General features: G+C 47.8%; 12 protein-coding genes and 2 pseudogenes. 7 read left to right on the top strand and 7 right to left on the bottom strand.

Annotated features, from left to right (window positions below; translation table 11 throughout):
• Positions 1 to 249 precede the first annotated feature (249 nt).
• A complete protein-coding gene (locus E2481_RS13740) occupies positions 250 to 798 on the top strand; it encodes a helix-turn-helix domain-containing protein (protein ID WP_136717730.1) in 549 nt (182 codons plus the stop codon).
• Positions 798 to 2,201 carry a hypothetical protein gene (locus E2481_RS13735; protein WP_136717729.1) on the top strand — a complete coding sequence of 468 codons (1,404 nt, stop codon included), beginning with the start codon at positions 798 to 800 and terminating at the stop codon, positions 2,199 to 2,201. Before E2481_RS13740 ends, E2481_RS13735 begins: the two co-directional genes overlap by 1 nt.
• A gap of 505 nt (positions 2,202 to 2,706) precedes the next feature.
• On the opposite strand, the gene E2481_RS13730 is transcribed toward E2481_RS13735, so the two are convergent.
• Complete coding sequence (locus E2481_RS13730) at positions 2,707 to 2,970, bottom strand: MarR family transcriptional regulator (RefSeq protein ID WP_136717728.1); 264 nt, start codon at positions 2,968 to 2,970, stop codon at positions 2,707 to 2,709.
• Positions 2,971 to 3,141: 171 nt separating this feature from the next.
• On the opposite strand from E2481_RS13730, the gene E2481_RS13725 reads away from it, so the two are divergent.
• Entirely contained in the window at positions 3,142 to 3,534 is a 393-nt protein-coding gene (locus E2481_RS13725) for a DUF7344 domain-containing protein (RefSeq protein ID WP_136717727.1), read from the top strand.
• Between the two features lie 38 nt (positions 3,535 to 3,572).
• Positions 3,573 to 4,712 carry a CRISPR-associated protein Cas4 gene (locus tag E2481_RS13720; RefSeq protein WP_250137830.1) on the top strand — a complete coding sequence of 380 codons (1,140 nt, stop codon included), beginning with the start codon at positions 3,573 to 3,575 and terminating at the stop codon, positions 4,710 to 4,712.
• 92 nt (positions 4,713 to 4,804) lie between these two features.
• Here E2481_RS13720 and E2481_RS13715 read toward each other — a convergent pair whose 3' ends face one another.
• A complete protein-coding gene (locus E2481_RS13715) occupies positions 4,805 to 5,500 on the bottom strand; it encodes a hypothetical protein (protein WP_136717726.1) in 696 nt (231 codons plus the stop codon).
• Positions 5,501 to 5,531: 31 nt separating this feature from the next.
• Entirely contained in the window at positions 5,532 to 6,656 is a 1,125-nt protein-coding gene (locus E2481_RS13710) for a hypothetical protein (protein ID WP_136717725.1), read from the bottom strand.
• A gap of 38 nt (positions 6,657 to 6,694) precedes the next feature.
• Between E2481_RS13710 and E2481_RS13705 the strand changes: the two genes are divergently transcribed.
• The 3 genes from E2481_RS13705 (at position 6,695) to E2481_RS13695 (ending at position 9,664) form a co-directional block, all read left to right on the top strand.
• Positions 6,695 to 7,726: a tyrosine-type recombinase/integrase gene (locus tag E2481_RS13705; protein WP_136717724.1), complete on the top strand. Its 1,032-nt coding sequence runs from the start codon at positions 6,695 to 6,697 to the stop codon at positions 7,724 to 7,726.
• A 241-nt stretch (positions 7,727 to 7,967) separates the two neighbouring features.
• Entirely contained in the window at positions 7,968 to 8,474 is a 507-nt protein-coding gene (locus E2481_RS13700) for a hypothetical protein (protein WP_136717723.1), read from the top strand.
• Between the two features lie 23 nt (positions 8,475 to 8,497).
• Complete coding sequence (locus tag E2481_RS13695; protein WP_136717722.1) at positions 8,498 to 9,664, top strand: tyrosine-type recombinase/integrase; 1,167 nt, start codon at positions 8,498 to 8,500, stop codon at positions 9,662 to 9,664.
• Between the two features lie 296 nt (positions 9,665 to 9,960).
• Here E2481_RS13695 and E2481_RS13690 read toward each other — a convergent pair whose 3' ends face one another.
• The 4 genes and pseudogenes from E2481_RS13690 to E2481_RS13675 form a co-directional block, all read right to left on the bottom strand.
• Entirely contained in the window at positions 9,961 to 10,971 is a 1,011-nt protein-coding gene (locus E2481_RS13690; protein ID WP_136717721.1) for a tyrosine-type recombinase/integrase, read from the bottom strand.
• A complete protein-coding gene (locus E2481_RS13685) occupies positions 10,964 to 11,515 on the bottom strand; it encodes a hypothetical protein (RefSeq protein ID WP_136717720.1) in 552 nt (183 codons plus the stop codon). The genes E2481_RS13690 and E2481_RS13685 overlap by 8 nt, the downstream gene beginning before the upstream one ends.
• Positions 11,516 to 12,330: 815 nt before the next feature.
• Positions 12,331 to 13,161: pseudogene (locus tag E2481_RS13680) on the bottom strand (tyrosine-type recombinase/integrase); the annotation flags it as partial.
• An 8-nt stretch (positions 13,162 to 13,169) separates the two neighbouring features.
• Positions 13,170 to 13,283: pseudogene (locus tag E2481_RS13675) on the bottom strand (IS630 family transposase); the annotation flags it as partial.

Raw genomic sequence — 13,283 nt, 5'->3', positions numbered from 1 at the left:
ACCCGGTGGCTTCAATGGCTGGTCATTAGGACGGCACCTCGACCTGCGCTGTGCTCCAACACGTTCGCAGGTCGAGTTTTCCTTACGAAGACCCGAATCTGAGTCTGACCTCCATTCTACCTTATCGTTGATAGCCAGTAGATAATAAAACCAGGGGGAAGATGACGCGAGTGTCTCTCCGAGATAAGTCCATTTTAGCGGTGGTTTTATATATAAGTTCCCCGTGACCCTATGATATGGTGGACTCAGATGCCTGACCCAGACCGACAAGACGACGATGAAATATCTGCGTTAGATTTAGGCTCAGATCTTGAAGATCCACTTGACGAGCTTTCTGATGATGGCCCCAGTGTTGAAGGGTTCAGTAATGATAAGAGTGATACTCTAGCTCAAGACCAAGTACGGCGAGCTGTTCGAAAATACGGAGAAGATGGTATTACTGTAAGTGAGATTATGGAAGTAACGGATCTTGCTCGAAACACTGTAGATAAGCACCTTGCTCGACTTCGACAACTGAGAGAGGTATATCGACAGAAGCGGGATAAGCAAACCCACTTCTATTACCCCAACGGAAAGCCTCTCCATTCGTTTGGAAAGAAACGAATTGAAGACGGTGAGACAATTCTAGATATCCAACTCGCTAAAGGCAAAAACGATGATCTCTATTTCCACCTGACCGAAAAACGATTCTCGTTGATGGAAGGCGAAACCACAGAAGGAGCGGTTATTTTCCCTATCTCATCACTAGATGAAGTGTTCCAGAAAATGCAAGAGTTCGCAGAGGAGGTCGAGAAATAATGCAAGAACTGAAATTCATTGAGCAAAACGCACAGGGGGTTGATGAAATCAGGATCAGTGATGTAAAAGGTATTGAGGCGCCATTTTACACTCCTGAAGTCAGTGGCCCAGAGGGGCTACAGGCGCTTTTGCACGTACAAGATACATTAGAATCAAAGAACCCCATTATTGTCCCTGGGCACCGTTGGCAAGACATTCGGTCTAAACCTCGGTTCAAGAAGGTTCGAGATGATATCCGTCAACTCGTAACTGAGCACCCGTTCTACTATTACGAACCGGTTGAGCTGTTTCGTTATACCCGTCCACAAAATCTTGTCACATATGCTTTCCAAGGAGATCAGGGACGATCCGGTACGTTCTATGATGATCTCCGTGATGGGAACTACGAAAAGGCAATTGAGAGGCTTCCTCGCTTCTTCCAACCTTTTGTTCAAGCTCAAATGAAGACTCTGTTGAAGAGCAAGGGCTTGAAAGTCCCTATGAAATATCAATCTCAGAGCAGTGGAAAAGTCCACGAAGCATGGAGGGACAACCGTGCAGACTCTGGCTTTACTGGTTACTTTGAGCGACTTGCGAATGACGCCGCTAATGCTCCAAATGCAGCACTTATTCCACCGGTCCCCCCTGTAATGAAGTCTAGTGGAAAAGACGCTATTAGCAGATCTCTCGGTCTCAACAGCTATATGCGACAGTTGGCTGAGACAAAACACAACGAACCGTCAAGCGGATTTGTAACCTCTTACCTACATTTCTACATCGATCAAGGGATATTTGAACCCAGTAACAACGATAACGACCATTTAGTCAAGCAGGCAATTCGTAAAGAAGTCGAGAATGCATCATACTCTGGAATTGCTATCACCATCTCAAATATCGAGAGAGTCTGGGAGAAAGGACATGACAAATCACTTGAACGATTTATTACTGATGTCAGTAATATCGCTCGCCAAGAGCATTTACCGGTTATTCTACCTCGTTCAGGATACTACGGAATGCACTTGACAGACTACGGAGTCCAAACTTTCTCAACTTTGATGAATGGAAACCTAACTTATAACCGTCGAGGAGGTGGTATCGACAAGATGTCCCAATATGGAACTCTTCCAATTTATGGAAGCGCGCGGGACGTAAATGCTGAAGAACTCGATCGTGTACTAAGCCGAAACGGTGGTGAAGTCCACGACATTGCTGGCCTCCCTAACTCACCCCCAACTTATAATGAGTCTGCAAGCTCATACAAAGCAAAGTACGGGAAGCCAAATCAATTCCGGCTCCAATTTGGCAAGCCTCGACGGATGGTCCATATTAAAGAAGCACAGGAATTGCGAGACGGTATCAAACGGGGTACTGCACAGCCTGCACGACGTTACTTAGAGCGTGCTGACCATCCCGTTCTCTCCTGACAAGCCAAGCAGAATTCGTGCGTTGGCTGATGCAATATTAGATGGCACCGTCGAAGCGAAATCTCTAACAGTGCTCGTGGTGTAATCAATAATAACGCGATCCAAGTGGATTCTCACTGAGAGCAACGGATGCGGGTGTTTTAATTTGTGCCCTTAGACACAGCCCGAAGAGAGAATCAGACCCCTGGTTTGTTTCGAGCGCGAGACTGATTACTCCTGATCCCAAAGCACTCTATAGCCCGCCAAGAAATTGGGATTGGGGCCAGTATTCGGCAGTATTGACTGGCAAAAGAAGGTGTTTGCCAGTGTTGCCACTCACATGTTTCTTCGCCATCCGGGGTTCAGATAACGCCAGGTGTCTGCAATACTACCGTCGTTGAATCGGATCCAAAGCATTGATTCTACTTTCAGTCCTAGCGAAGATACCACAAGTAATAGCCACCAATAGTTTCCACTACGTTGTAGTCGGGTACAACGCCGGAATATCTTAATCAGGTTCGGTGAACTATTGGTTATCAAGCTCTATTTCGCCCGGATCGACCTCCCCTTCAAGAAATCGCTCACCCAGCTCGGTGAGTCGATAGTTTGATGCATCAACTCGTTGCAGGAGGCCTCCATCAGCAAGTTTCCGACAACGTCGAGAAATGTATTCTCCTGTGTAATCGATGTTAGCGGCGATAACAGAAGGAGATGCGATAATATCTTTCTCCAGTAGGAACTCCAGGATCCGTTCGTCCGCCTGGGTCATCCACTCTACGCGGGGCCGCATCTACCATGGAGTACAAGAAAATGGAACCTAAGAGAGGGTGAAAACCAATCTTTGGACCCGTTTTTCAGCATCTTTGACCACAAGATTTTGTGGTTGTCTGCAAGAATCACTAAACACCCTGCGATTCCAATGTTCACTAGGAGCGCTACGACCGCACAGGTGACAAAATTCATGACGGATACAGACGATCTCGAAGACACTCTATCAGCTCTCTACCACTCTCTTCGAGCTGCTCGTCGGCGATACGTGATTCAGTTCCTGCAGGAGGATAATGAGGATGAACTCACGACCAGAGAACTGGCTCGAAAAATTACCAGTTTGGAGCAGGAGTGCCCAGAACGGCAATCGACCGGAGAGCCATATCGGAACGCGTACAATGCTCTCTCGCAGACGCATCTACCCGAACTATCCGAAGCAGGGATAATCATCTATGACTCCCAGCGACAAATTGTCTCAACCGGACGTAATTTCGAACTCACAGTGCTCTTGCTTGAGATAGATGCTGCTACCGTTGACGTGTTTCAGACAATGATCGACAGTCACGGATCAGAAAACGAGAACTGACCCACAATGACCGATAGAGCAACCCTATGAGAACCGTTGTGGGAGACAACGATGGTCAACGAGATGGCCATCCCCATCCACAAATGGCTAATGAACGTGAGAGAGACTCAGGGCATACGCAGGCAACAGTTACTCAATTACGTAACATCCTCTCGGCAGACCATTTCCGTGACTGGTATCGGGAACGTCAGTTCAGACAGAATATCGAAAACGGAACACCATACTTCAATAAATCGGGGTACGTTCCGGACCCAGAATATCATAACCCCAGTAACCTTCTGCAATGCCATCGAAAAATCTACTACCAGCAGCACAATGCGCCCGCGGAACAGTCAGATCCAGAAGGAATTTTCTGGTTTGGAACTCGGTTTGAAGAAGACATAGTATTCCCATTTTTACAGCAGGAGGTCACTGGCTCAGATAGATACGTACAGAATTCGGTGTGGATTGATCACAGCATAGAAACAGAGGTTGGTAAACTACGGATTAAGGGTACGACTGATCCCGTTATAGTGGACCCAGATGCAGTTCCGATTTTGCCAACGGAAATCAAGACCAAGTCATCTATTAAGGATTTGACCTCACCGAGTCGGCATCACAAAGCCCAACTCCACGCCTACATGGCTGGTCTCTCTGATGAATACGATGTCGATTTGACGGAGGGCGTTCTCATGTACGCCGACCGTGATTCATTCGATGTAGTGTTTTTCCATGTCGACTTTGATGAAGAGTTCTGGAAGGATATCGTACTGTCGTGGGCGAACGAGCAAACCGAGTATCGGCTTGATAAGAACTTGCCCCCAGCTGTACCAGAGTCAAGCTGGGAGTGTAAATATTGCTCCTATCAGGAACGGTGTGGTAAAGGTAATTCCGGACACAGCGACCTAGGTGTACGAGGACTAATCCTGGGCTGTACGACATACCCGAGGGAAAAGATAAGCGAGTATCTTCAGAGCGATAATGATAACCGATTGACGCCAACGCTTGCGGGTTTGTATCCCCAGTTGGCTGACAGCCATGGCGTGCATCCATGGTATTGTCCAGATTGTGATTTTATCTTTGACTGGAAAACCATCAATAGAATGTCAACTAATAGGACAAATCCACTTTGTCCGAACTGTGCAAAAGAAAACAGTCTCTCTGAGCTAACGGTTCAAAGCCCTGTTCTAAATTCTTAATGCCAGTTTTAGATCTCCAATCGAAAACCGCATCTAAGCCGGGAACATCCTACAGGATACTGTTTCTGAAAATATTAGATGCACTATGACGACTAACTGGAATCTTCAGAAGCCTTTGTTGGTCCAGGTGGAACCAAACCAAGAGCTAAGCTAACCCCTGCAAATGTATCTGCATCTACAATCATGTGGTATTCTATTTCGTCCCAAACAATAGGGGAATTAGTTAGCATCGATTCTAAGCGACGGAATCGAATTGGGACTATTGGGATATCTTCCTCACTAGCTATATCATATAAACGTTCAGTAATCTGTTCCAATTCATCTTTAGATTCTGCCCGAATATCAATATAAATGCCAAGTTCGAAAAACACATCCTCAAATGTGGTATGGAATAATCGATGTGTTGTTTTAAGCAAAGAATCTGTTTCATGTTGCCCCCGTTGATGCTGTCTTCTCTGTTGGTGGCGACGGGACTGGAGCTGCGACAAGCGATTCATTTGTTTACTTTGTCTGGAAAAATCCGTTATCGGAGTTAGATGAGGGGACAAAAAGGAACATTGCGAAGGTGCCAGCTTAGATATTCTTGAAAACCACAATGGTTCGATAGTCGGTGGTAAATCAGTTATCGCAAATGCTCTTCGGTAGTAATTTCCACGCTTTCCCCAATCTGGCCCTTTTTCCTCAACTCTGGGTGGTACTATTCTGTATTGTTGCGGGTCAATTTTATCTCCTGAAGATCTCCCAGTTACATAGTTCAGAATCCTGGTTAGAGCGCTACGTACTCCCATGAGCAAGAGAGCCAATTATTCACAAGTAAGCCTATTCGACTTTAGAATGTTGAGACGAGACAGGATGATGAATATATAGGTTTGTAATATCTTCCACTAGTCTCCTTAGTTTATTTGCTTGGCTTTCGTTTGTTGTCTTATCTGCAAGTTCGGATATCTCATCCAACAAGTCATCAACCTCATTATGGATGTCATAGCTATAGAAGGCCTGTCGTCGTAAATATTCATTATCGTACTTTTCGAGATGGAGTAGTTGCTGGAACAATTCCTTTCCTTGGTCTTCATGTATTTCATTAACTAATCCCTGCACGTCTAAACCCAACTGAACTGGGAGATCTGGAAAAATCTGCATTATCTTATCTAAAGAGTCTAGCAAATCTGGTCCGAGTTCATATGGCTCTTGGCCCCTTTTTGAATTGTGGAGAAGTTCTCTGGTGAGCTGTAAGAACTCTCGATATTCTAACTGAGTGTCTGTGATATCCTTTGGATCAAAATCCCCATTATTGTTGGGGTGTTGATAAGATTCCGACATCCTCTGGAGATACTCATTAAATATGGCTAGAAATTGTTCTTTTGTTTCATCGTCATAGAGTATATATTTTCTATGCATAGACATATCGAGAAGATCTCTCAGGAGAGTAGGTCGAGAATCTGGAGGAAGAGTTGCGCCATGTTTCTCTTTTCTCTTATTAATTCCAAGAACAGTCTCAAGATCACTGAAGATCTTGCTCACCTCCTTTTTTTCAGCAAATGGTTTCGGCTGAACCATCTCCCGGCCAACATCCGTTCTAAAATAGTAAACACCGTCGTTTCTTTCGGCCTTTTCAAGCGTATCATAGTATGTTTCTGCGTTCTTTAATCGATTATCTGCTGCATCCTCCGAGATTCCCTCATACTTCTCAAGTAACCTCAATATCTCAATCCGCTGCTTCTCTCCATGGGCAAGTATAGAAAATATTCTCCGGTCCCTTTCATCACTAACGGTTACCATGGTTCTGAGTACCACGACCCCACTTATACAGTTACGGGTGGGTCGATCCCCCCTCGCGAAACGAACGGTTATCTCCGCGTCCAATTTGCATACATGCCCCCGAACGATGAGGAGAAACCGGATTTCGAGTTTCTCTCCAAAGAGAGCCTTGAGGGACTCAATCACAAAGAAAAATCCTCTATCATGAGATTTGGACGAGGTTGATGGAGTTTCTACGGACGCGAGGTAAGGATCCCCAGCGGAATAGAGGATATGCAGAATCGAATATAAGGCCAATTGCACGTCGAATTCATCAAGTGCACCAGTACTGCTGGGAGAACGGATATAGTATTCTTGAATTGACACCGAAACAAGCTGATGAGTTTATTGAAGGCCTCAATAGAGACGAAATATTGAACAAAGACGGAGAGGAATACTCCGAAGGGAGTAAACGGAAGTTCCAGCACGCGATTAATTCGTATTTTAGGTCTCAAGGAATCGAATGGGATCCTGAGATCGAATTTACAGACACGGATTCTTCTGCGGGACCGGATCCGTTTAATTTGCGAGAGCGAGAGCGCTTACTAAAGGCTGCTTTGAATTATCGATCCCCTCCAAATTACAAGAATGTGTCACCAGACGAGCGAGACAGGTGGAATACTCAGTTATCCCAACATCTGGGAAAACCGAAAGAGCAGGTCGGACCAGATGACTGGGAGAGCTTACGGAGAAGTTGGAAGATACCGAGCATAATCTCCACAACGCTCGACTGCGGATGGCGGGCTGAGATGATCGGTCGGTTGGAGATGAAATCGATTGATATTGGTAACGGCCAGATTGTTATCCCCCCTGATACTGCTGTAAAGAACAATCAGAAGTGGGAATGTGAGTTATCGAACCGATCAAGCCGAATTCTTGAGTATTGGATGGCTGAGCGGAATAATAGGCCAAGGTATGATAATATAGATAATATTTGGCTAAATCGAAAAGGGAATCCGTACAATTCGGGGACGCTGAATAGATTGCTTGACAATCTGATAGAGGAGGCAGAAATTGAACCAGGTAATCGGAAACTCACCTGGCACAGCATCCGACATAGTACGGGAATGTATGTCTATAATCAGGAGAAGGATTTGGAGCTGGTTGCAGCAACTCTTCGGCATGCGAGTTTAGAAGCTGCACGTAAATACGCACACGCAACACCTGAGACGAAAAAAGAGGTGATTGAGTCGATCCAAGGGGGTGTTATACTGTGAGTATTTTGTTGTCTGGAACACTCATAGAGAGATATACAATCCCGAAGTCTTGTTGGAATTCGTCATATAGAGCCGTACTTACACGGATAAGAGAGAGGCAGGTATACGAGAGAAGTACATCATCTGAGGACAAGACACCTACGAGACAACTTCTCTATTGCCCTTCTTATAAGATACACTATACCTCGTGTTCGGATGGTGATTTCGATAGAAGGAGTGGAATGGACTGGAGGGCAGATCAATGACGCGAGCCGACATCGAGTATGTGCGCGTGAGATTCACGCTACCAAATAAGTTGGCTCAACGACTGAACGATCTCGCCGATGAGCAATACGGGGGGAACGTAAGCCAGTTTCTCCGTAGTGCTATCAAAGACCACGAACGCACGATTAATGGGCGAGACGAATTCGAATTCCAGAAGCTTCGATCGGAGGTTCGTCAGCTCGGGGACCAAGTTGATCAGTTAGTGGACCCCGACGAGGGAGCCGCGCTGCCGACCTCCAAAGACGACCGTGCCGACTGCGACACTACTAGAGAAGACTATTCTGACGGAGTCGCAGTTGAGCGCAGAGTCCAGAGCTGTCTCGTAGAATCGGATGAAGGGTCACTCAGCCTGGACAAACTGACGGAATTGGTAGACGCTGAGCCGCTTGAGATTCAGATCGCAGTCGAATCTCTGCTGGATAGAGAATATATCGAACGAGATTCGGATAATTCCCCAGTCTGCTACCGAATATGCGCACCGTAATTAATCGATCTTAGGAATAGACAATGACTTCGAACGATCAACAGGCCACGCTTGATGTATTCGGCACAAACAACGAACACTCAGCCAAGTTATCGGGCGACAAGGACACAAGGAACAGCGAAACGCCTTCCTGCGCTTCTAGAGATGCACCAGTGACTCCATCATCGCAGAACCGCTCCTCAAATTCATCAAGTTGTACCTCAGTCTTTGAGACTGGTGCACCAATTGCAAACGAGTTCCTGGAAACCGTCTCGGGAGCCGAGATCAGAGAGTCAAGTGCTCGTACATATGAGTCGCGTCTCAGAGCGTACACGCGATACCTGAGTCGACAGGATTTGGTTGTCCTCAAAGCACAGGTCGGTGATGTCAAGGGCTTCTTCAGAGAGTTAGCACAGCAAAATATTGCAACAACAACACTCAAATCTCGACAAACCGCGATCACTAAATTATACAAATACATTCGGAATGCATCCGGATGTGAAGCCAAAATCGATCTATTTCTACTCCAAGACATCGATGCGAATGGATTCCAGACGAAGAATAGAGCACAAAAACGACCGCTGGATGACGAAGAACTAACAAAACTGTTTGATGCAATGCAGAGTCGACGCGACCAACTGATCGTGTTAGTCGCTTCTGAAACAGGGGCACGGAATAGCGACCTCCGTAATATCAAGATCAATGATGTTAGGTTTGACAATAATATCATAGAGGTCCCAAATAAGAAATCAGACAGGACGTACAGTATCCCCATAAGTGACGAACTCGCATTAGAACTCGAACGGTGGATAAAAATCGAACGTGTATCAGGAGCAAAATATTCGGATAGTATATACCTCTTCCCAAGTGAACAGAGTGAGAAACTGATGGCCAACAAAAGTCTGTCTCGTATCATAGAGCGAGCCGCTGATAGAGCCGGGATCCAAGAAGTAGTCGGAGAACGTGAACCGACGCAAGCAGAAAGGGATAAGGGAGTAAAAAAAGATAAGATACAGCAACATCGCGTTACTCCTCATTTGCTCAGACACACCTTCAGCCATCTACTGAAGCAAGCTGGCCTGGATTCCGATGCACGGAGTGCTGCTCTCGATCATAACAATATAAAGACGACAAAAGAATACTATACGTACAACGAATCAGAGTATAAGGACATCATGCGCCGTCTCTTTCACGGGACTAACTTGCTTTAACAGTACTGAGAGTTCCCAGACCACCACTTTACCCGACCAGCGTATTGTTAATCACGTTTAAGTTGGTCCAGTGGGCACTGAATGGCCACCTCGAGTGTAGGATAACCGTATCTAAGGTCCGAGATGGCCACTCAGTGGGCACTGATCCAGCGTGAAGGAACGGACTCCAGTGGTTATATATGCGGCTCTTAGTCGTGGGAACCAGTTTGCTACTGAACAGAAATTAGTGAATAGATATGCAGATTGGAGGTGATTTTAGCCCCCAGTCAAATACAAGGTTGAATTGGGGAACGAGTTCAGCGAGGGGGGTCAAATCGGTCCCGTATCGTTTGAAATGCTCCGTCTTCTCCGTGTGTGTACCCTCGTGTTGTCTCCGGACTCGTGTGATTGGCCACTAATTGGCGATATGGGAGCGGAACGTGAGCGTCTTTTAGTAGTGTGAGATATGTGTGACGGAGTGTGTGCGGCGTTACTCGATGCCACCGACGCTCTGAAACAGATGAATCAGTTGCCGATCTCGCCTCTTCTTTGACCCTCGAAACCCCAATAATATCTTGCAGGTCGGCCTTTTCGGCAGCAGTCTTGATTATCCGATTCAGGCCACTGTTCGTTTCTAACTTTGGTGAATTCTGTCCTGGAAACAGATATTGGCTCTCGGAAGCCGTCGTGAACGCTTCCCGTCGGCCGCCGAGCCACCATTCCAGTTCAAACCCGAGGTCCCTGCTGATCGGTACGTCGTAGGGTTTTTCGTTTTTGGGGTTCCGCACGTGAATCATCAGTTCATCGAACACAACATCGCAAACCAGCAACTCGCGGAGGTCGGAATTCCGAAGCCCTGTCTCCGTTGCCGTAACAGCGAGCAGTCGATTCCGATAGCTGTCCATCGCGTCGAAGAGGCGTCGAACTTCCTCTCGGGTCAACGCTACACGCTCGAGAGCGGGTGGTGTGTTGTACTGGCCAAGGTTGATCGCCTCAAGTTCCAATGGCTCGAGCCGGAGATCGTCGGCAGCGTCCGTTTTGAGTTTGATGTGCCGGTAGAGTTGTTCAATTGCCGTGAGTTTTCCCGAGAGCGTCGACTCTCGGTTCCCGCGCCGAACGCATCGTTCGATAAACGCTACGACGTCGTCCAGTTCAGCATCCAACACTGTCGTCTCATTTTCAGTTAAGAACCGGACGTACTGCTGGAGACGGTATCGATACGTCCGGACGGTCGATGAGGAGAGCACAATACCTTCGTTTCTGGAAAGGTAGTCGTCAACGTACGGCGTTTCGTCAGGTTCGGGATCAGTACTATTCTGATCAGTCATGATATTGGTCGATCGTTTGGTTGGGGTTGTTCGCGACGAGTTGGTACCGTGAGCCCGAGGGTGTCTCGACAATCGAACCGCTATCAACCAGATGCCCGAGCCCGCGTACGACACGGCGTATGGGAAGGTCGGTGCGTTCAACGAGGTCCTCAACACGAAGTGGCGTCTCTGATCTGAGAAATTCGTCGAGTAGCTCCTGCGCAACGTCTAATTGATGAGCCCCAACTGATGGGGAGATATCTAGGCCACGTTCATCTCTGACCTCCTTGTTTTCAGTTGTAGTATCGCCAGTGTCGCAGTTCAGGTCCGCGACTGACTCGCTGAGATTACTGACCTCGTGTTCGAGCCGTTTCAACGCAAGTCGCCCCTCGCCATTGAGTGTCTGCTGGTGTTCCTTCACTCCAGCCCGAAGACAGAGACTGACATTCCCCTGATAGTGCCGGCTAGCCAACTTCTCGATCTCTCGATCAAGTTGCTCCGATAGCGTGAACTTGCGACGGGTGATGGTCTCCGAGCTCTCGTCTGCGGAATGTTGATTGCTCATAGCGGGTCCCCCAGACACGTCGTCACTGGGAGGAGTTGGTAGACTGTTGTCCACGCCTCCCATAGCAATTCGAACGTCTCTACAGGATCATCGGGATCGGCTGTACGACGAATCCCTCTACTGGTGGACCAATTGCCCTCCTCATGCATCACTTCCGACGGCGAAGTTCCACCGAAGTACTGATTCAGGACACCGTTCAGAGCAATATTAGTGAATCCCCGGAGGGTCGGCGATGGGATCTGTGGACACGAAAGGAGTTTCAGCCGGAGATCTACCACCGTATCTTGCTCCGATGTCACCAGAATTTGATTCGAGTATCGCCGGGCGTCCAGCGCCTCGGACAAGGCAACCGTCAGCTCACTCTCGTTGGCATACGACTCGAGAGTTTCGGAGTCCGTCGAAACCAACTGGCCGGCATTACCGTCTGCAAGCGCCCATCCTGTCAGGGAAGTTTCCGTGCCATCATCCTTAGTCGTAAGCGACAGGAAACACCAGGGTTCTCGTGTTTCGTCTACACTGTACCAACTACGCATCGGTGGCTTCCTCCATGCGTTCCTCTTGGAACACAAACCGATCTGTGTTGTTTCCGGATTCCGCTTTGCCAGTAAATAAGAACGGGATGTCACAGTCCTGTTGCTCACAGTGATCCCAACAGAAGTTTACCTGCCACTCAAGTGAGTAATGAGAGACCGGTTTGTTAGCAGAGGCTCGATCGTAGATTGCGCCTTTTGAGACCGAATCGTCATGGTGAGCATCTGTTAGGACAAAACCGAGATCGGTCAGCCGTGTGGCAGCATCTCGAGTCTTCATTATTCTTACCCCATTCGATTCAGTGCATCTTTGCGATCTTCGACTGGCGCCTGATCGTACTTCATCGTCGTTTCGGGAGATTTGTGACGCAACTGAGCCTGTGCAGCAGCTAAGTCCTCTTCGCGAGTCATGTACGTTCCCACTGAATGCCGTATTGCGTACCAGCTCATCTGCCGGTTTTCGGTTTCGATCTCGGCGATCCGGCAGAGTTGTTCTAACACGTAAATCAGCGACTGCGACGTGTACGGATTCGCTTCGCGAGTTAACCAGAGCAGGTCTATTTCATCGTACTTTTCGTATGCGGTGCGCTCGTCCAACCACTTCTCAAGAATCGTCGTTGTCCGGTCTCGAAGACCGACAATCCAATTGTCCCGAGATTTTGCGCTCTCTTCTTTTGGAATTCGAAGGACCCCATTCTCTATATCGACCCATGATGTGGTCGCACGGGACACCTCAATGGGTCGGAGTCCAGCGTCTAGAGAGGCCCATACGAGGGATGGAATCTTCCACCCATTGGCACGGTCCCAGTCTGCGGGCGTGACATCGGATTTGGGCTTTTCGAATCGTTGAGCGAGATATGCCTTCCATCGGTCTCGCTCAGGGGGTGTAAGATTCGAATACGACGGGACCGAGCCGTACTCAAGTGCCGCATTCCGAATCTGCTCTCGCTCACGCGGGGTCACGTAATCACGAGGTTTTGTGCTGCTCTCCTCTGAAAATCGGATCGATGGTTCCCACTTCGAGACTCCATGTTCGTGGTGTCGCCATTTGAACAACATCAGGAGCGCTTTCTGACAATTCGTCTTGTGGGTGCTACTGTAGTCAGTTTGAGCTATAGTAGACACTAGAAGTAATTGCTCACTTCTGGAACGGAAAGCTGACCGAGAGCGGTGTCGATCGCTGTTGTAAGATCGTCGAGCGAGTCAAAGAACCGGTTGCTGAGTGCCGCTTGGAGCTG

It is taken from the genome of Halorientalis salina, from assembly GCF_005049285.1.
Lineage (GTDB): Archaea > Halobacteriota > Halobacteria > Halobacteriales > Haloarculaceae > Halorientalis > Halorientalis salina.
This window is presented reverse-complemented; position numbering and strand designations above follow the sequence as displayed.